The organism is Pseudomonas mandelii (assembly GCF_900106065.1).
In the GTDB taxonomy this organism is placed as follows: Bacteria; Pseudomonadota; Gammaproteobacteria; order Pseudomonadales; family Pseudomonadaceae; genus Aquipseudomonas; species Aquipseudomonas mandelii.
The window spans coordinates 4737718-4756822 of sequence record NZ_LT629796.1; the positions used below are offsets into that span (position 1 = coordinate 4737718).

Genomic DNA, 19105 nt, shown 5'->3' on the forward strand with positions numbered 1-19105 from the left:
AAGGCGGCCGATTGGCCGCCTTCTTTCGTTTGGATCAGGGCTTATTTCATCTTCAAGATTGTAAGCCCGAGTTTCTGACTGCCACCGTCCTGTTCCTTCACCCAGACCACTTCGGTGTCGGCTTCAAGGCCTTTGAGCGCTGCGTGATCGGAATCGATGCGCACGCTGAGCCGGTCTCCGACCTTGAACAGGCGGGGTGCCTCGACCTGCATGCCACTGCTGGAAAGGTCGATGCAGACGGCTGGCACCTCATCGCCTTCGTGAATCAGCGACACATCGGCATCGACCCGCATGCGGATGAAATCGCGCTTTTCGCTGTAGTCCCGATCGGTTTGACTCATGGGCTTCATCCTTCCATTGGGTTACGGTTTTGCCTGTTCTTATAACTCCCGGTGATTTGACAAGTAAAGACGTCAAGCGACCATCGGCGTGAGCTTGAAACGCCCCGCGGATGGGAGTACCGTCTGCGCCTTAGAAGGGCACCTCTGGTGTACCTGTGTGTAGGGCAAATGCCCGATAACGGTGCGACAGAGAGGCTAGAAAGCGAATCCAGTAGTGTGAGCCGGGCTAAACCCCGTGCCTGCTACGCCAACCTAATTCTGGCGCCGTTTGCCCACATGCCAAAAACCAGTGCCACGCTGCTGATAATCGATGATGACGAAGTAGTGCGCGCGAGCCTCGCGGCCTACTTGGAAGACAGTGGTTTCAGTGTCCTGCAAGCCAGCAATGGCCAGCAGGGTCTTCAGGTATTCGAGCAAGACAAGCCTGACTTGGTCATCTGCGATCTGCGCATGCCGCAGATGGGCGGACTCGAACTCATTCGCCAGGTCACCGAGCTGTCGCCGCAAACCCCGGTGATCGTGGTTTCGGGTGCCGGCGTGATGAACGACGCGGTCGAGGCCTTGCGCCTGGGTGCGGCGGATTACCTGATCAAGCCTCTCGAAGATCTGGCTGTGCTCGAGCATTCTGTGCGCCGTGCCCTGGATCGTGCGCGCCTGCTGCTGGAGAACCAGCGCTACCGCGAGAAGCTGGAAAAGGCCAACCGCGAACTCGCCGCCAGCTTGAACCTGCTCCAGGAAGACCAGAACGCCGGTCGCCAGGTGCAGATGAACATGCTGCCGGTCAGCCCCTGGACCATCGACGAGTTCCAGTTCGCCCACCAGATCATCCCGTCGCTGTACCTGTCGGGTGATTTCGTTGACTACTTTCGGGTCGACGAGCGTCGCGTAGCCTTCTACCTGGCCGACGTTTCCGGCCATGGCGCCTCTTCAGCCTTCGTCACCGTGCTGCTGAAGTTCATGACCACGCGCTTGCTGTTCGAATCCAAGCGCAGCGGCACATTGCCAGAATTCAAGCCTTCAGAGGTCCTTGGTCATATCAACCGAGGCCTGATCAGTTGTAAGCTGGGTAAACACGTCACAATGGTCGGTGGTGTCATCGACGAGGAGACAGGTTTGTTGACCTATAGCATCGGTGGTCATTTGCCGTTGCCTGTGTTGTACACGCCAGACAGTGTTCGTTATCTGGAAGGTCGTGGTCTGCCGGTGGGCCTCTTCAATGAAGCCACCTATGAAGACCACGTGTTGGAACTGCCGCCGACGTTCAGCCTGACGCTGATGTCCGATGGCATTCTGGACCTTTTGCCAGAACCTACACTCAAAGAAAAAGAAGCGGCTTTGCCCCAACGGGTCAAGGCAGCGGGCGGCAGCCTGGATGGTCTGCGGCAGGTTTTTGGATTGGCCACGCTAGGGGAGATGCCGGATGATATCGCCCTGTTGGTGTTGAGCAGGAATCTTTAATGAGTACCGGTAGAATCCAGTTCGCCGAGCAGGATGGCACCTTCGTCCTGAAGTTCGTCGGTGAAGTTCGCCTGACCCTGTGTTCGGCGTTGGATGCGACTATTGAGCGGATCTTCACCGCGTTGAACTTCAACGCGATCGTGATCGACCTGACCGAAACCCGCAGCATCGACAGTACCACCCTGGGCCTGCTGGCCAAACTGTCGATCCTGTCGCGGCAAAAGGTCGGCCTGCTGCCGACCGTCGTCACCACCCACGAAGACATCACCCGTCTGCTGCAGTCCATGGGCTTCGAGCAAGTGTTCAACATCGTTGACCGCCCGATCCCGTGCCCTGAATGCCTGACCGACCTGCCAGACCAGGATCAGTCCGAGGAAGTCGTGCGGATCAAAGTGCTCGAGGCACACAAAATCCTCATGGGCCTGAACGACTCCAATCGTGAAGCCTTCCATGACCTGGTGAATGCTTTAGAGCGCCATTGATCCCCTGAGAGGGATGTAGGGAAGGCGGGCTCCATCGCGAATCCCCGAATCCAAAGCATGAAAAAGGGCGACCCTGTAAGGGGTCGCCCTTTTTGCATTGCGCTGGACTAGATCACAGCTTGGCTTGCAGCAGTGCTTCGAGTTTTTCCTGGTCGCGAGCGAACTGACGAATCCCCTCCGCCAGTTTCTCGGTCGCCATCGCGTCCTCGTTGGACAACCAGCGGAACTGCGCTTCATTCAGGCTCAAGCGCCCTTCACCCGCATGCCCCGGGGCCAACTTGCGCTCCAGCTTGCCAGTGTCTGCCGCCAGCTTTTCCAACAGGTCCGGGCTGATGGTCAGGCGATCACACCCGGCCAACTGCTCAATCTGATTCAGATTGCGGAAGCTCGCACCCATGACCACGGTCTTGTAGTCATTGGCCTTGTAGTAGTTGTAGATACGCGTCACCGACTGCACACCCGGATCATCCGCGCCGGTGTAGTCGTTGCCGTTGGCTTTCTTGTACCAGTCGTAGATGCGGCCTACGAACGGCGAAATCAGGAACACCCCGGCGTCAGCACATGCCGCCGCCTGAGCAAACGAGAACAGCAGCGTCAGGTTGGTCTGAATGCCTTCCTTTTCAAGCTTCTCGGCGGCGCGAATGCCTTCCCAGGTGGAGGCGATTTTGATCAGCACGCGGTCACGGCCGATGCCGGCCTTGTCGTACAGCTCGATCAGACGGTGCGCACGCTTCAATACTGCGTCAGTGTCGAACGAAAGGCGTGCATCCACTTCAGTGGAAATGCGGCCCGGTACAACCTTCAGGATTTCCTGGCCTACCGCCACGCCGAAGCGGTCGCTGGCCAGGCCCACATCGCCCTTGCAGTCGTGGACGCAGGCGTTCAGCAACTCGGCATAACCGGGAATGGCCGCCGCTTTCAGCAGCAGGGAAGGGTTGGTGGTAGCGTCGACGGGTTTTACGCGAGCGATAGCTTCGAAGTCGCCGGTGTCGGCAACTACGGTGGTCATTTGTTTGAGTTGTTCCAGCTTGGAAGTCATGGGCGTGCTCTGTCCTATGGGTCTAATGACATTACCCGAGCGCTGACAGCCACTCAAGGGCGCATGTACGTATCGGTGGCCCCGTTGGCAACAACCGGAGAACGGATGTTTGAAAGGTGGGGCGCGGGTCTCGGTAAATACGATGCCAAAACCGCGCGCAGGTTCAAAGCAACTGACCGTTGACGGCTCTATGGCAACTCTGGCGCCTGAGCTGGCATGCCTGCATTCGCACGCCAACGGGTGTTAAAAAGGGTCAGGTTCAGCCGTTATAAGATGTCAATTAGTGCCACTCGGATGGCGTGTAATGTGGCGCGGATAAATGTAGGTATTGGATGGGGAAATGACTTCACAAGGTGAGCGGGTGTCTGCAATTGTGGAGGCCTTTGATGACATTATTCTCGGTTATGTCTTGAAAAAATTGACCGAAGTATTTGAAGCGCTGATGGCCGCATCAAAGAAGAACCATCCGGACAATATGACGGGTCTGGTTGAAATGGGAAGGGTGAAAGCCGCAAAGAAAATTCCCGCTTGGCTCAATCGCGTGAAACACAGCATGCCCAGCCAAGTCACTCGCGTGTTGCTGGAACAAATGAGCGACTCACAGAAGTCCAAACATGACCTGCGGTTTGAAGCGCAAGCCGTATTGTTCGAGGTGCTGGTGGAAGAGTCGCTGGCAATGGACGCCGCAAGTTATGCAGAGTGGATTAATAAAAGCGCCGTTTGATGGTGGGCGCGGTCATTCATCAGGGCTACTTCAATAACATTTTGACGGCAGCTTCCGCAGGTTTTGATGTTCCATCGGACGACTTTAATCCAAAACTTCGCTCGCGATCATTGCTGCCAGAGTCGCTGTTTTTCCATTCGTAAAGGGATGTCAGCGGTATATTCAGTTTTTTGACGTCCGAGATAAATCTTGTAATGCGTGATGCTTGTCCGGCGGTGCCTCCGATGGAACTGAGCGATGGCACTCCCCATTCGGTAATGACCCCCGGCACATGGAAGTTATCAAGGATAAACGCTTGAGTACGGCTGATTTCGGTGCCCGACATGCCATACGGGTGATAAGAAACAGCGCTGAGGCACCGTGGGTGTTCCCTCAGAATCTCAGTCAGTGCGACGGTCGCCTTGGAGTCTTTGGTGGGCGCCTTCGCGAATCCAAAGCCGATCAGGGGTGTTGAGTGATCCCGCTTTTGTAACGCGTTGCACACTGCGCTCATGAACGGCACAAACGTTACTTCAAAATCCTGGGTAGGCCAGTATTTTGGCAAGTCCGGTTCATTCCAGATTTCAATGGCGACAAGCTGCGTACTGAAGGCGTTTTCCAGACCGATCACCGAGTTGGCGAATGAATCTCCCGCAGCGGCGAGATCTATCCCACTGCTTTGCGTTTTGTGGGTTAACGCTTTGGTGGAGCGAACGGTCATCAATACTGGCAGGTCGGCGGATTTGGCCGCTGCGAAGGCTTCACTGATGTGTTGTTGATACGCCGGGTTACCCAGGCTGTTCGTCCATACGCCAAAGCGCACGAATCCAAACCCTGACGCCTTGATCTCATGGGCGTCGGCGGTCGAGAAATTCTGGATCTTCACCTGAACGCCTATTGTCTTGTTGTCCTGGGCCAGCGCTGAAAAAGCCTGACTGGCGTAAACAGGGCTGAAGACGCCAAGTATAAATAGCGTTGAAGTGGCAATCAGTCGAAAACACATGGAGGGCATAACGGGCAGTTCCTGTAGTCGTCCAGAGTAGAGGGCAGGGGAACATAGCATTAGTCAGTTAATACAGCGATACCATTAATCTTCCCGCCCAGACGTCCATTGTTAATATTGGTCGGATAAATAACTTTCCTATCGTGAGTGTTATTTATGGTCCGGTTTTCTGGTTGGGCGTTTTTTGTGTGTCGTGGTATTTAATACGAAAGTATTTTCATGATGGATCCCACTCTGAATGCGGGACGGTCTTGTTGGCTCACTTATAGCCTCGCTATACGTGGGCCGAATCGACACTACACGGGAAGAGTAGCCTTGTTCAGAAAGATTCTTGTGGTCTGCGTCGGCAATATATGCCGAAGCCCGACCGCTGAACTGTTGCTTCGCCATGCGCTGCAACCTTCAGGTATCTCAGTGACCTCCGCGGGATTGAACGCGCGGGTGGGTGAGTCTATGGAGCCCGACGCACTTCGGGTTCTTGAAGAACAGGGTCACGAAGACCAAGGGTTTAAAGCGCGGCAGATTACGCCTGCCATTGTCAATGAATCAGACCTCATCCTAGTCATGGAAAAAGAGCATGTACAGGGCGTACTAAAGATTGCATCACACGCCAGGGGCAAAGTGTTTCTTCTGGGGAAGTGGCAGAGTGAACGCGAAATAAAGGACCCGTATCGTCAAGGAAAAGCTGCGTTTGTCCATGCCCATGCATTGATTGAAGATGCCGTTTGCTCATGGGCGCAGCGCCTCGGACGTTGATGGATGATTTTCAGATTAGTAATAATGGTAAAAGAATAGACCTTATGCAGTTACCGTCAGTAGTCAGCACCCGGGATAAAGACAGAGACGAGATTGATCTGCTCGGTTTATTAGGCACATTGATTGACCATAAATGGTTAATAGGTGCCATCACCGGGGCGTTCATGGTGACCGGTGCCGCGTATTCGATTTTATCGCCGCCCGTGTATCTGGCGAACGCCCTGGTCCAGGTCGAGCCGAAAAAGAACGACATGCTGGGGTTCTCGGATATCAGCAGCATGCTCGGTGGACAATCACCGGCGGCTACCGAGATCGGCATTATCAAGTCTCGTGCGGTTATCGGTAAAACGGTCGATGATCTGCATCTTGATATTGTGATTACGCCCAACACCTTTCCCGTTATCGGCGGCTTTCTTGCTCGGCGCTATAAAAGCAGCCCTGCGGAAAGTGTCTCGCTACCACGCTTTGGCATGAACAGTTATGCCTGGGGCGGCGAGCGCCTTTATATCGAACAGCTCGATCTGCCGGCTGAACTGTTGGGCAAGAAATTGATGTTGGTCGCCGAAGAGCGCAATCGATTCAAGCTCTACGATGACAACGGCGGTTTGTTGGCCGAAGGTGCCACAGGCGAAGCCATCGCACAGGAGGGTGTCGAAGTCCTTATCGCGAGCATGGCCGCGAATCCGGGCACTAAATTCGAAGTCGTGCGCAATCCACGCATTGTCACCATTCAGAATTACCAGGACGCCCTCGATGTATCCGAGCAAGGTAAAGAGTCGGGCATTATAAGTCTGGCCCTGGCCAGCACCGACTACACCTTGGCGGTGAAGATTCTCAACAAGATTTCAAGGCTTTATGTGCAGCAGAATGTGCAACGCACCTCTGCCGAGGCGGCCCAGAGCCTTGAGTTCCTGCAGGCGCAACTCCCGCAAGTCAAAGACGATCTGGTCAAGGCCAGCAACGCGCTGAACAGCTATCAGACCCACGGAAATACAGTCAACATCTCCCTCGAAACCAAGTCTGTGCTGGAACAGATGGTGGTGCTGGATACGCGCATCTCGGATCTCAAACTCCAGCAAGCCGACATGGACCGAAAGTTCACCCGGGAGCATCCGGCCTACCGCGCATTGATGGCGCAGATGGGGGATTTGAACAAACAGCGACAAGGGTTGGAAAAGAAAGTCCAAGGACTTCCGGCGACACAGCAGGAGCTGTTAAACCTGACCCGTGATGTGGAAGTGGCGACACAGATTTATACCCAGTTGCTGAACAAATCCCAGGAGCTGGACATTGTCAGGGCCGGGGCGGTCGGCAATGCGCGGCTGATTGATACGGCGGACGTCGACATCACCACCCCGGTCAAACCGCGCAAAGCCCTGATCGTATTGATTGCGACGTTGCTGGGTGGCTTTGTCGGTGTAGCGCTGGTGTTAGTGCGTAAATCGCTGAGCAGAGGACTCGAAGGGCCGGAAGCCATCGAGCAACTGGGGCTGCCGGTTTATGCCTCCATTCCTTACAGCACCCTGCAACAAGAAGAAGATACTAAAAAAGTCAGACAGGGCGACGGAGCCAACAGCCAGTCTTTCTTATTGGCCCTGCGTAACCCCACGGACCTGTCCATCGAATCGATCCGCAGCTTGCGGACCTGTCTGCATTTTGCAGGGCTGGATGCCACCAACAACCGGATCATGATCTCCGGTCCGAGTCCCCAGGTAGGCAAGACGTTTGTCTCTTCCAACTTGGCCGCGGTCATCGCTCAAAGTGGGCAGACGGTCGTACTGATCGATGCCGATATGCGCAAAGGTCATCTGCACAAGACCTTGGCGACACCGATCAGCAATGGCTTGTCCGATCTGTTGACCAAGCGCTGCAGCATCGAGCAAGCGATCAATAAACTCGAAGTCGATAACCTGCATTTCATCAGTCGGGGACAAGTACCGCCCAACCCGTCCGAACTGTTGATGCATGCCAACTTCAGAGAACTCCTCGCTGAACTGAGTGAACTCTACGACGTGGTAATCATCGACACGCCACCTCTTCTGGCCGTGACAGATGCGGCCATCGTTGGACGTGAAGCCGCCATTAATCTGATCGTGACGCGCTTCGGCGTCAATCCGGCCAAAGAGATCGAATTGACGATTCGTCGGTTTGCTCAAAACGGCATCGAATTGAAAGGCGCGATTTTTAACGGTGTCGAGAAGCGAGCGTCCAGCTATTACGGTAATGGCAGTTATGGCTATTACAACTACGAGTACGCCTCTGACAAGTCGTAAATGCGGGTTCTATTTGCCAGGTCATGGACTGAGAGTGGACTCACCATTCTCCGGTCCCTGTCGCCTTGCGACTACGATAATGGAGTTGGGTGAACTGTGAAAAAAATACTACATGTGGCGGAAACGATTAAAGGTGGCGTTGCGACGGTCATCCGGACGATATCAACCCCTCCCAAGGGCGACGCCCAGCAGTATGAACTGGTGTATTTGATTCCGTTCGACCAGAAGAAAGAACTGCATGGCATTGATGAAAAAGACATCAGGACCTTCTCCCGAAACAAGAGAGATGTCGTCTCCCTGCTGCGCTTTGCCTGGCAACTCATTCGAGTGATCTTCAAGGAAAAACCGGATGTCGTGCACTTGCACAGCACGTTTTCCGGGGTCATTGGCCGATGTGTGTGTTTAATCTTGCGGCCTTGGCGGTCTCCGAAAATCATCTACTGCCCGCATGCGTTTTCGTTCTTGATGGAAAGTTCTCCTGCCAAACAGAAAGTGTATTCTCTGATTGAGCGGCTTTTGCAAAAAGTCACGGATGTCATTATCTGTGTCAGCCAGTATGAACTGGATAAAGCGGCCTCGTTTGGTATCGACCGCCGCCGTATGAAACTGATCTACAACGGCATTCATTATAAAAACGATGAGAGCCTGTCCAGTCAGTGCACGGATATTCAACTTTTATTTGTGGGTCGACTGGACTATCAGAAGGGCTTTGATGTCTTGCTCAAGGCATTCACGGAAGTTGAGCGCACCGACTTGAAACTGACTGTGGTTGGCAGTGCGGTGAATGAGGAACCGGTAGAGTGCCCCGTCATTGACGCTGTTGAATACCTGCCTTGGGTGACCCCGGCCGAAGTCAATGCCCTCTATAAAACCGCCGATGCCCTGATTGTCCCCAGCCGCTGGGAAGGTTTTGCCATGGTTCCCCTTGAGGGCATGGCCATGGGCGTGCCCGTTATTGCCAGTGACTGCACTTCGCTCCCTGAACTGGTCACGCACAACGTCACGGGCTACATATTTTCGACGGGCGATCACCAGGCGCTCAGTAACATCTTAGTGAACATCAAGAAACAGAAGTTGCTGGAACTCGGCACCGAAAGCCGCAAGCGGGTGCGCGAACGGTTCAGCGCAACGCTGATGATCCAGAAAACCTATGACGTGTATTCCGCTCAAACTTATTAAGTAGATATCAAGATATGAACGTAACTATTTTGCATGGCTACAGTGCATCCAATTCCGGTGATGGCCTCCTGGTGGATTTGGCAATCGCCTTGGTGCTGCGAAACTTTGGTGCTGACACGTTAATCAATGTCGTTGCGTCAGACCCCCAATCATTTAGTTACCTTCCCTATAAGCGGTATGACGCGCCGGTCATGGCGGCTAAAGGATTGGGACGCGTGAAGGAAGCGGTTTTCCTTAAACAGTCTTACGCGCCACTCGCCGACCTCTTGAGCACCAGCGATCTGATCGTCGGGGTGGGCGGTGGGTACATGCGGTCAAAGAGCGCCTTTGAACACATCAAGCTAAAACTGGGCCATGCCAAACAGCTCGAAACGGCGATCTTGAGTAAGGTGCCGTCGGTTTACCTGCCGCAAAGTATCGGCCCGTTCCACGGTGAAAGCAGCGCGATCGTAAAACACTACGCCAGTGCCGATGCGGTGTTTGTCCGTGACAACAGGTCGTCGGCCATTTTCCAATCCAATGAAAATGTCTATCGAGCGCCAGACCTGGCGGTCCAGGCGTTGGCGAAAAAGATTCTGGTGCAACCCAAGTTCACCCGCTGTGCGTCATCGCCGGCCGTGGTCTGCGTGGTTTTACGCAAGCCGCCGGAATGGAGCAAAGAGAAAAAGATCGCCTACGTTGCCAACTTGAAGCTTCTTTTGAAGAGACTAAGGGCGAAAAGCAAAGTGGTCTGCGCTGTTCAAAGCGCCGTTCGTGGCAACGATGACGGGGCGTTCTATCGGGAACTTGGCATTACCGAGGATCTCTTGCCCTTGAAGGCGACCCTGTCCAAGTATCAGCCCGACCTGGTCATTTCCGTAAGGCTGCACGGAGCCATCGAGTCTCTGCTCGCCGGCGTGCCTGCGTTTCATATCAGCTATGAACGCAAAGGTTTTGGCGCCTATCAGGATATGGGCGTGGAAGATTGGGTGATCAACGGCGGGGACATCAATGTCGACACCATCATCGACACTGTTTACGCGCCGAATGCGTTGTCCAGATTCGGTAAAAAACTGACGGACACCTGCAAAGAAATCGAAGCCAAAACGGAGCTGATGGACACGATCATCAAAGGGATTGTTCGATGATATTTCGGCTGTTGCTACGCGGAGGTGCTTTAGGCGCAAAGTTCTTGCTGGTGTTGGCCATCACGCATTACCTGGGTTATGAGGCTTTGGGTTTCTACGGGGTGGTGGTGGCCGCTTCATTGATTGCTTCCAAGTTTTACAGCGTCGGATTCAGTTCTGAAATCAACCGGCTGATCAGCGTGGGGGGCAGTACGAAGCTTGTCGTTGATAAGGTACTGATTCTGTACCTGGCCGTTGGTTTGTTGTTATCGGTGGTCACGGTCGCGCTCTACTCACTGTTCAGTGATGTTGAGGCGAGTGCCGCGTTGATCGCGTGCGTCACGCTGTTGCTGCTCACCGAGCATCTGTCCTTCGAAATAAACTCGTTTGTCTTTTCCGCACAAAAGGCCAACTGGGGCGCGTTGTTGTTTTTCATCAAGACCGGCCTCTGGGCGCTCCTTGCCGTGGGCGGACTGATGACCGGCGTAGTGTCCACCATCGCCAATGTGCTTTGGTTATGGGTGGCCACCAACCTGTTGGTCATCGTGGCCGGTTACTTCATTGTGGTTGACGTACATAAGGGCCGGGGCGTCAGTGCAGTCACCACGGTTTCGGTCTGGAGAGCAGGGTTGCCCTTTTATCTGGGAGGCGGGCTGATCGCATTAAGTCAGTACGCTGAACGTTTTCTGATTCTGGACATTGAACCGTATGCCAGCCTCGGCAAATACGTTTACTCCTGGTCTGCCGCCAACACGTTGCAAGCACTGTCCTACGCTGTTGTTGCGGTGGTGGGCATTCCCGTGCTCGCCAAGCGTTATAAAAATAGCCAGCAGGCGCTGACGGTCCGGCAATTGTTCGTTAATCAATGGGTGCTGCGCTCCCTGATGGTTTCCTGCGCGGTGGCTGTGCTGATTTATGCTTTCTTCAATATCTTGCTCGATTATGTGGACGCAGCAGTCCCGCGTCCGGATAACCGGATTTTAGCGATTCTGATTTTCTCTTTTGCCCTGCGCGCCGTCGGCGATATCGTCTGGGGCGGTCTTATTGCCTCGAAGAACAGTCGGGTTTCGTTAGCCAGTGCAGCGATCTGTTTGGCGGTTTCACTGCCCGTCAGCTATGTGCTCATCAAGCACTACTCAATTTATGGCGCGGCGTGGGGCAATGTCTTTTCGATCACGGTGCAGTTGGCCGTCATTGCTTTGCTGACCAGGTTTGCCCGGTCAAAGGGGGCCTGGTAATGGCCATCTCGCTACCGTCCATAGAGTTTCGCGGAAGAAAACTCGATTCACCCATTTCATTCCTGATTCTGCTGTGTGGTCTTTTTCTGTCTATTGCGATGCCGCTGCTGATGCACCGCGATCCTGGCCCGGATGCGATGACCTTGTGGACGTCATACGTTCGTTCAGACAACTGCAATTTCTGGAATCCGTTTTCACCAGACCGGTCCTCTTATGAGTGCTCCGCTTACCTGCTGCGTCCCACCGGTATCAACCTGACCAATGCGTGGGCCTACGGGATGTTGTGCAACCTGTTTCTCACCTCTATCCCGATCTTCATCTTCAAAAGAATACCGATAACGATCTTCCTGACCTTGTGCCTGTGGGGGGTAGTCAGGTCGTTTTTTCTCGATAACCTGACCAAGGAAATCATTGTCTCGGTGGCGGTGATCGCCATTCTGTTTTTCTCCTTTTCGAAACGCTACCGCGCGGGTTTTTTCCTCTCGGCGCTGTTTTACGGTGTGCTGATCCGGCCCTACTGGATATTGTTTTCGCTGGTCTGGGTCGGTGTGTGCGTGATGAAGAAGCATGTATCGCGTTTCAGCTTTTTCGTGATGTTGTTCATGTTCTACCTGGTGATCGCGACGGCCATTCAGTTGCTGGTCGGCTATTCGGTTTCATCCATTCGCGCCAGTAACAATGAACAGCGGACTTTGGGTGAAGAAGGTTCGAAGTCATTGATCGTTTCATGGATTAACGGCGGAGATTTCGTGTCCCAGGCAGTGGACTCGATGAGCATCTTTTTCAGGCTGTCTTTCCCGGTGGAGTTGATCCTGCTCTCCGGCCTGGGGCAGATCATATTCGTCGTCCTGATGATGATGACCTCGTTACTGATGTTCAAAATGATGACGTCGAGTCACTACAAGGGCTCAACCATCGAGCCGAAAGTCAAAGAGCTGATTGCGATCCCTCTGTCCTTTTTATTGGTGCAGGGGTTGTTCGAGCCTGACTTCGGCTCGTTTGCCCGACATTTCTCCATGGTGGTTCCGGTGCTGTTTCTGGGGCTGGGATTGCAGCTGCGCTCAAAGAAACCCGAGTCGGTTGAATCGAGCGTTCAGCGCTGAGGTTTGTGGTCTATGCAAAGCAAGAAAAAATCGTTGGAAATAGAAACGCTCAGAGGTCTGGCATGCCTGCTGCTGGTGCTCTATCACGTGATAGGTCCGCTGGGCGGCGGACTGAAAATCGACCTGGGGTCACCTTTTCGGGTGTTGGCGGATTCGATGGTGTACGTCAGGATGCCGCTGTTCACCTTCATATCGGGCTACATCTATTCGATATACAAGATCAGAGGCAATGACTTCTCCGCTTACTGCGTTGGCAAGGTGAGACGGTTGATCGTGCCGTTGTTTTTTGTCGGTATTCCATTTTCGGTGCTGCAGGTTGTAGGGCCTGGCGTTAACAAGGAGGTCGGGTTAATCGACGCCTTGTTGTCGTTCTACATACCGGTTAACCATTTCTGGTTTTTGCAGGCCGTCTTCATCATCTTTGTGTTTGTCGGTTTTCTGCAGTGGCGCGGTCTGTTGCAGACGGCGACGCGGCTGTATCTGCTGTTCTTGTTTTCGGCGCTGGTTTTCTTGTTGCCGCCTTTTTCGGTTGACGCGTTTGGCATCAATGGCGCGGTCTATTTGCTGCCGTTTTTCGTGACAGGGATGATTTGCCACGAAAAGGTCAGTGCCTTGAAGCAATCGCTGAAAGTGATCGGGCCGGTCGTGTTCGTCTTGATATCGGCTGTGCTGCTGTATGTCGCCGCCGTGGATCGCGAACTCATTGTCGATCGTAGAAGCGTTGTCGGTTTGCTCGTTGGCTGTATGTCCTGTGTCGCGCTACTGTCGACTGACATGCGCTCTAAAGCCCTGATCTGGCTGGGTGGATATTCTTACGCCATTTTCCTTTTTCACGTGCTGTTTGCTGCCAGTTCGCGGTTTGCCTTGGGTCGTTTGGGCGTCACGGACGACAGCGTTCTGGTCGCAGGCGGCGTGCTGTGCGGATTGTTGGGGCCCGTGCTGTTGTCGAACATTTTTAGCCGCTTCACCCTGACTTCCATTCTGTTCCTGGGCGAGCGAGTTACCCGCAAAAAGACTCCAGCGGTCGGGTTGAAGGTGCCTCAATCCTGAGTGCCCATTCAGCCGGCTTACTGATAGAGGAATGAGCCAGTGGTAGATGTCGATGATGTGCGCCCCGTTCCTGCTCCGGTTGTCGAAGTGAGAAGTTCACGCGATCGGCTTGCTGCAATGACCAAGGGTAAAGCGGGGGAGGTGCTGGCCATCTCGGTAATTGGCGACAGTTACAGCGCGGGGCAGGATTTTTATCTCAATGCCCTCACTCAGCACTTGGCGAAAGATTTTGGTTTCGCCGGGCCTGGTTATGTCGGGTTCAATCACGGTGCCGCGCTCGGCGGTACGAATTTCAAATACACCCGCAGCAGCAAGAAGTACTTCGGTGGAGATTGGGACGTTTCCAGTCTTGGCCAGGCGAGTCCGGACAGCCGCACCGTAACCGGGCAGGCGGGCGCTTTTCTTGAAGTGGATTCCAAAGAAACGGCATCCATCAATACAGCCATTACCGACGCCAAGTTGCTCTACCTGGGCAATGGAAAAACCAGTGAGATGCGCTATCGGTGGACACCTTCAGACACCTGGCAGCCTTTGACGTTGGCCGGTTCCGGGGTTCAGGAAGTGCAACTCAGTATCCCCGCCAATGCTGAATGGTCGTTAAAGCTCGAAGTTGTGAAAGGTGCGCCGACGTTGTTTGGTCTGTGGCTGGCCAATAATCAGGGCGGCGTCAGGGTCTCCAAACTCGCTGCTTCCGGTGGCGCCTCAGGTGACTTTTATAAAAACGACCGTCTATGGCAAACCCAATGGAAGGCCATCGTTTCCAAGATACCGGCGGACGTTTACCTGATCATGTTAGGCGGTAATGACCAGGGATTTGGCGTCAAGCCCAACGACTATCTGGAGAACATGAAAGGGTTGGTGCGGATGATTCGCGAAGTTCATCCGGCGGCGAGCATCAACGTGATCTTGCGTCAGGACACAACGCGCTCCAGTGCGTATCCGATGTCGGAGTACGCCCAGGTGCTTGAGCCTTGGGCGCGTTCGGAGCACATCGTGTATTCGAGTTTGCAGTGCACGTTCGGTCCCGACTTCAAGCGCTACGCCAATGACGGGCCGACGCCCATGATCGGTCCGGACAAAATCCACCCTATCCCGGGTTCGGGCGGTCGGCTTATTGCCGATTACGTGTATCGCCTGATTGTCGGAGGGGGCGGTGAGTCGCCGGGCCAGTGTGGTTCCGCTTTGAAATAATCATTCACCGTTCAAAGCGTTCCAGATGGCTCAGCAGCTCTGCGGTTTTCACAGGCATCAAGTCAGGATCACATCGCGTTTCAATATTGATAACAATTGCCGGGTCGCTATAGCGCACGCGAACCCGGAATCGCCAATCATTGAAAATCACTTTAAGCCCGTCGCTTTCATCGATATCCAGGGACTGGTGGGCGTACAGATTTTTCAGATGGTTCAAGAGTGCAAAAGGGTCCCTGACCGGGCGATGGATATCGCCCGAAGAGGGGAACACCCCGATGCGCTCAACCAACAAGGCTGTGCCAAACCAGGCCGCCGAAGTGGAGGATAAAGACGGGGTTTTTGACAGCCAGGCCATCACCCCGACGTTGCCCGCTTTCTGTTCGATGTCTACCGAGCGTTTTGCAGTGGTCATAGTGGCTTGCCTGGATGAGTGAGTGGGTCAAAGACCGTTGAGATACAGATGCTCATAGCAAAAGTTGGTGGCGTCGATATAGCCTTCTGCACCGCCACAATCAAAGCGCAGGCCTTCGAACTTGTAAGCCAGCACGCAGCCATTTTGGGCCTGCTTCATCAGTGCGTCGGTGATCTGGATTTCGCCACCCTTGCCCGGTTGGGTGTCGGCGATCAAATCAAAAATATCGGGGGTCAGAATGTAGCGGCCAATGATCGCCAGGTTGGACGGTGCGTCCTCGGGTGCCGGCTTCTCGACCATGCTGTTGACCCGGTAGATCCCTTCGGAAATCAACTCGCCGGCGATCACGCCATATTTATGAGTCTGATCTCGAGGCACTTCTTGAATGGCCACGATCGAGCAGCGGAATTTTTTGTAGAGCTGGATCATCTGCGCCAGTACGCCGTCACCTTGCAGGTTCAGGCACAGGTCATCCGCCAGCACCACGGCGAACGGTTCGTCACCGATCAAGGGACGACCGCTGAGAATCGCGTGCCCCAGGCCTTTCATTTCGACCTGACGGGTGTAGGCGAACGTGCAGGTTTCAATCAGCTCCCGAGTGCCGGCCAGAAACTTTTCCTTTTCGGTGCCGCGAATCTGGTGTTCCAGTTCATAGCTGATATCGAAATGGTCTTCCAGCGCACGCTTGCCTCGGCCGGTCACAATTGCCATGTGCTGCAGACCGGCGTCCCGTGCCTCTTCAACGGCGTACTGGATTAAAGGCTTGTTGACGATCGGCAGCATTTCCTTCGGCATGGCTTTAGTAGCAGGCAAGAAGCGCGTGCCATAACCGGCGGCGGGGAACAAGCATTTACGAATCATAGATATATCCTGGAAAGTCATTATTCACATCCACGCAGAAACAATATCGAGTGTGGCTGTGAGTTTTGAAGTATTACTGAGGTTGTACTTTAATACCTGAGTGAGGCTTTATTGGCAATTATTAGCAGGCGTAGAGTGGGGCAAATGTTATTAGTTGTCGGGGCTGATGCCTTTTAGTTAATTTTAGTCGGGGTCTGTTAATAGTGTTGGTTGTTCTGAAGTGCTAATAAGTGTTTGGCGTCAATGGGTGATGTGCACATTTAACATTGCCTGTAATTGAGCACTTCAATACTCCACTATGGACCGCTCTATGAAGATTCTGGTAACGGGTGGAACCGGTTATATCGGTTCTCACACTACACTTGCGCTGCTTGAGGCGGGCTTCGATGTGGTTGTGCTGGACAACCTTTGCAATAGCTCTGACGCGTCCCTGCACGCCATTGAAGCCCTCTGCGGCAAGTCCGCATCGATGATTCGGGGGGATGTGTGCGACCGGGCATTGCTGGACCGGATTTTTCAGGAGCATTCCATTGATGCTGTCCTGCATTTTGCCGGGCTCAAGGCCGTAGGCGAGAGCGTGCGCAAGCCGCTTGATTATTACGAGGCCAATGTTTGCGGGAGCATTACGCTGTGCCAGGCGATGTCGGCGGCGGGCGTGTTCCGGTTGGTGTTCAGTTCATCGGCCACGGTGTACGGCGCGCCTGAGCAGATGCCGATCCGGGAAGATTTCCCCACCGGCACGCCAACCAATCCTTACGGGCAATCCAAGTTGTTCATCGAAAACGTGCTGCAGGATCTGTGTGCGGCAGAACCGCGCTGGAGCATCGCGCTGTTGCGTTACTTCAACCCGATTGGCGCTCATGCCAGTGGCCACATGGGGGAAGACCCCAGCGGGATTCCCAATAACCTGGTGCCTTACATCAGCCAGGTGGCCGTCGGCAGTCTCAAGGAGTTGTCGATATTTGGTGACGATTACCCCACCGTCGATGGCACCGGCGTGCGCGACTACATCCACGTGGTGGATCTGGCGGATGGGCACCTCAAGGCATTACAGACGATCTCGACGCGTACCGGAATCAATATCTGGAACCTGGGCACGGGCGATGGTTACAGCGTTCTGGAGGTAGTGCGGGCGTTCGAGCAGGCGTCGGGGCGTCCAGTGCCTTATCGCGTGATGCCACGACGCTCGGGCGACATCGCCGAGTGTTGGGCCGATCCTTCCAAAGCGGCGAAGGAGCTCGGCTGGAAGGCCACGCGAAATCTACAGGAGATGATGACAGACACCTGGCGTTGGCAATCGAATCATCCCAGGGGTTACGTCGAGTAGGGCTTGAAACAGGCCGTCAGCCCCTGGTTTTTCTGCTGAACTGTTATATCAGGACGCAATGTTAATTATGGTCGGGAAAATTGACTGGAAACACGTCCCGCAAGTCCGTAGATATAAAGAACACGCAGGAAGGAGTTTGATATGAAAAAGATGATGGTGATTGCCGTATTGTCCATGATGAGCAGCGGGGCTTTCGCAGTAGAAGTACCTCTTTCGCTGGATACAAAAGTGCTGGGTGATGTAACGGCGGCACAAGCTGCATTGGCCAGCACTGCGATTGTTTCAGGCGCAGTGGCTGCCTCCAGCAGCGGCGGAAGTTCCAACGGCGGAACAACCGGAAGTACCGGGACTACAGGCACTACCGGTACCACCGGCACACACTGATAAATACCGCAGGTGTCATCCAAGATTGCCCGGCTAACACTGGGTGATCTTGTTTTGGGTTTGCCCTTGAATAGCGTAGTGCCATTATGATTCGTAGCGTTCCTTTTTTAATGCTGGCAAGTATTGCTTTGCAAGGTTGTATGTTTTCGCCGGGCCAACATATGAGCACCAGCGATATCACTCGCGAAGGCTCAAGCGAAAACAGTCGGGTCGAGCTTATTCCGATTACCCCCAAGCTTATCGCCATGGACAGGGCCACTCAGGTACATGAGTCATTACCCCCGGAATTGTTGACCACGCCCGACGAATACCGCATCGGTAACAACGATGTCTTGTACATCACGGTATGGGATCACCCCGAGCTGACTGCACCTTCTGGCGCGCAACAGCAGATCGATGCAAACGGCCGTCTTGTTCGGTCCGATGGCACGCTGTATTACCCCTACATCAAAGAAGTCCAGGCCGCCGGAAAGACCATCCAGCAACTGCGATCCGATATTGCCGAGAAGTTGTCCACCTTCATCTCGGACCCGCAAGTGGATGTCGCCGTGTTGCGCTTTGCCAGTCAGAAAGTGGTGGTGTCGGGCGCTGTATTGAAAGCAGGCCCTCAAGCGATTTCCACCAATCCGCTCAATGTGGTTGAAGCCTTGGGTTCGGCCGGTGTCGATCCGCTGAATGCGGACTTGTCCGGGTTGCTGTTGACGCGAAACGGGCGGGTTTATCCGCTGAATCTAGACGCGCTTAATCAACAGAATGCCGAGTTGCAGAAGGTCTACCTCAGAGGCGGCGATCAGTTGTATTTGCCCTACAACGACAGCAAGAAGATCTACGTGATGGGCGAGGTCAATCAGCCGCGTGCATTGACCTTCAAGACCCGCACCATGAATCTTTCCGACGTCATTGGTTCGGTAGGAGGGTTGAACCAGACCACCTCGAACGGCAACGCCGTGTACGTCATTCGCGGTGTAGAAAACCTCGATGTCGAACCCGCCAAAATCTATCAACTACAAGCCGAGTCGCCGTCCGCCATGGCGCTCGCCACTCACTTCGATGTCCGCCCCCAGGACATTGTTTATGTAGGCCCTGCCAACGTTACCCGCTGGAACCGCTTCATCAGTCAATTGGTGCCATCGGCCTCGATTCTCGGTATGGGCGCGGCGGCACAAAACAACTTAAGTGAAGCCAACAGCAGATAAGGT

General features: G+C 54.2%; 19 protein-coding genes. 14 read left to right on the forward strand and 5 right to left on the reverse strand.

Going from position 1 to position 19105, the window contains the following annotated elements:
• Positions 1–41: 41 nt before the first annotated feature.
• Positions 42–341: a PilZ domain-containing protein gene (locus tag BLU63_RS21865; RefSeq protein ID WP_010456298.1), complete on the reverse strand. Its 300-nt coding sequence runs from the start codon at positions 339–341 to the stop codon at positions 42–44.
• Positions 342–617: 276 nt separating this feature from the next.
• On the opposite strand from BLU63_RS21865, the gene rssB reads away from it, so the two are divergent.
• On the forward strand, positions 618–1799 hold the full coding sequence (gene rssB / locus BLU63_RS21870) for a two-component system response regulator RssB (protein ID WP_010456296.1): 1182 nt from the start codon (positions 618–620) through the stop codon (positions 1797–1799).
• Positions 1799–2281, forward strand: a complete 483-nt coding sequence (rssC, locus tag BLU63_RS21875) for an anti-sigma factor antagonist RssC (protein WP_007935262.1) — start codon at positions 1799–1801, stop codon at positions 2279–2281. The genes rssB and rssC overlap by 1 nt, the downstream gene beginning before the upstream one ends.
• Positions 2282–2393: 112 nt before the next feature.
• Here rssC and tal read toward each other — a convergent pair whose 3' ends face one another.
• Complete coding sequence (gene tal, locus BLU63_RS21880) at positions 2394–3320, reverse strand: transaldolase (RefSeq protein WP_010456288.1); 927 nt, start codon at positions 3318–3320, stop codon at positions 2394–2396.
• A 340-nt stretch (positions 3321–3660) separates the two neighbouring features.
• On the opposite strand from tal, the gene BLU63_RS21885 reads away from it, so the two are divergent.
• Positions 3661–4044, forward strand: coding sequence for a hypothetical protein (locus tag BLU63_RS21885; protein WP_010456286.1), 384 nt, complete (start codon positions 3661–3663; stop codon positions 4042–4044).
• Positions 4045–4069: 25 nt separating this feature from the next.
• Here BLU63_RS21885 and BLU63_RS21890 read toward each other — a convergent pair whose 3' ends face one another.
• Positions 4070–5035 (reverse strand): glycosyl hydrolase family 5, encoded by a 966-nt coding sequence (locus BLU63_RS21890; protein WP_083376195.1) that lies wholly within the window; start codon positions 5033–5035, stop codon positions 4070–4072.
• 306 nt (positions 5036–5341) lie between these two features.
• On the opposite strand from BLU63_RS21890, the gene BLU63_RS21895 reads away from it, so the two are divergent.
• The 8 genes from BLU63_RS21895 (at position 5342) to BLU63_RS21930 (ending at position 14922) form a co-directional block, all read left to right on the forward strand.
• On the forward strand, positions 5342–5782 hold the full coding sequence (locus tag BLU63_RS21895) for a low molecular weight protein-tyrosine-phosphatase (protein ID WP_042932693.1): 441 nt from the start codon (positions 5342–5344) through the stop codon (positions 5780–5782).
• A 44-nt stretch (positions 5783–5826) separates the two neighbouring features.
• Entirely contained in the window at positions 5827–8055 is a 2229-nt protein-coding gene (locus BLU63_RS21900) for a polysaccharide biosynthesis tyrosine autokinase (RefSeq protein WP_083376196.1), read from the forward strand.
• A gap of 96 nt (positions 8056–8151) precedes the next feature.
• Positions 8152–9234, forward strand: coding sequence for a glycosyltransferase (locus BLU63_RS21905; RefSeq protein WP_010456278.1), 1083 nt, complete (start codon positions 8152–8154; stop codon positions 9232–9234).
• Positions 9235–9248: 14 nt separating this feature from the next.
• Entirely contained in the window at positions 9249–10361 is a 1113-nt protein-coding gene (locus tag BLU63_RS21910; RefSeq protein ID WP_042932696.1) for a polysaccharide pyruvyl transferase family protein, read from the forward strand.
• The gene (locus BLU63_RS21915; RefSeq protein WP_083376197.1) at positions 10358–11578 is read left to right on the forward strand and encodes an MATE family efflux transporter; all 1221 of its coding nucleotides are present in this window, start codon (positions 10358–10360) and stop codon (positions 11576–11578) included. The genes BLU63_RS21910 and BLU63_RS21915 overlap by 4 nt, the downstream gene beginning before the upstream one ends.
• Positions 11578–12681, forward strand: a complete 1104-nt coding sequence (locus tag BLU63_RS21920; RefSeq protein WP_010456273.1) for a hypothetical protein — start codon at positions 11578–11580, stop codon at positions 12679–12681. The genes BLU63_RS21915 and BLU63_RS21920 overlap by 1 nt, the downstream gene beginning before the upstream one ends.
• A gap of 12 nt (positions 12682–12693) precedes the next feature.
• Complete coding sequence (locus BLU63_RS21925; protein WP_083376198.1) at positions 12694–13731, forward strand: acyltransferase family protein; 1038 nt, start codon at positions 12694–12696, stop codon at positions 13729–13731.
• A gap of 39 nt (positions 13732–13770) precedes the next feature.
• Positions 13771–14922, forward strand: coding sequence for an SGNH/GDSL hydrolase family protein (locus tag BLU63_RS21930; RefSeq protein ID WP_083376199.1), 1152 nt, complete (start codon positions 13771–13773; stop codon positions 14920–14922).
• A gap of 4 nt (positions 14923–14926) precedes the next feature.
• Here BLU63_RS21930 and BLU63_RS21935 read toward each other — a convergent pair whose 3' ends face one another.
• Positions 14927–15334 (reverse strand): phosphohexomutase domain-containing protein, encoded by a 408-nt coding sequence (locus BLU63_RS21935; protein ID WP_010456266.1) that lies wholly within the window; start codon positions 15332–15334, stop codon positions 14927–14929.
• A gap of 27 nt (positions 15335–15361) precedes the next feature.
• Positions 15362–16195 (reverse strand): UTP--glucose-1-phosphate uridylyltransferase GalU, encoded by an 834-nt coding sequence (gene galU / locus BLU63_RS21940; RefSeq protein WP_010456264.1) that lies wholly within the window; start codon positions 16193–16195, stop codon positions 15362–15364.
• A 310-nt stretch (positions 16196–16505) separates the two neighbouring features.
• Between galU and galE the strand changes: the two genes are divergently transcribed.
• The 3 genes from galE to BLU63_RS21955 all read left to right on the forward strand — a co-directional run bounded on the left by galE (position 16506) and on the right by BLU63_RS21955 (position 19102).
• The gene (gene galE, locus BLU63_RS21945) at positions 16506–17522 is read left to right on the forward strand and encodes a UDP-glucose 4-epimerase GalE (protein WP_083376200.1); all 1017 of its coding nucleotides are present in this window, start codon (positions 16506–16508) and stop codon (positions 17520–17522) included.
• 141 nt (positions 17523–17663) lie between these two features.
• A complete protein-coding gene (locus BLU63_RS21950) occupies positions 17664–17906 on the forward strand; it encodes a hypothetical protein (RefSeq protein ID WP_083376201.1) in 243 nt (80 codons plus the stop codon).
• Positions 17907–17992: 86 nt separating this feature from the next.
• Positions 17993–19102, forward strand: coding sequence for a polysaccharide biosynthesis/export family protein (locus BLU63_RS21955; RefSeq protein WP_049870749.1), 1110 nt, complete (start codon positions 17993–17995; stop codon positions 19100–19102).
• Positions 19103–19105: the final 3 nt, after the last annotated feature.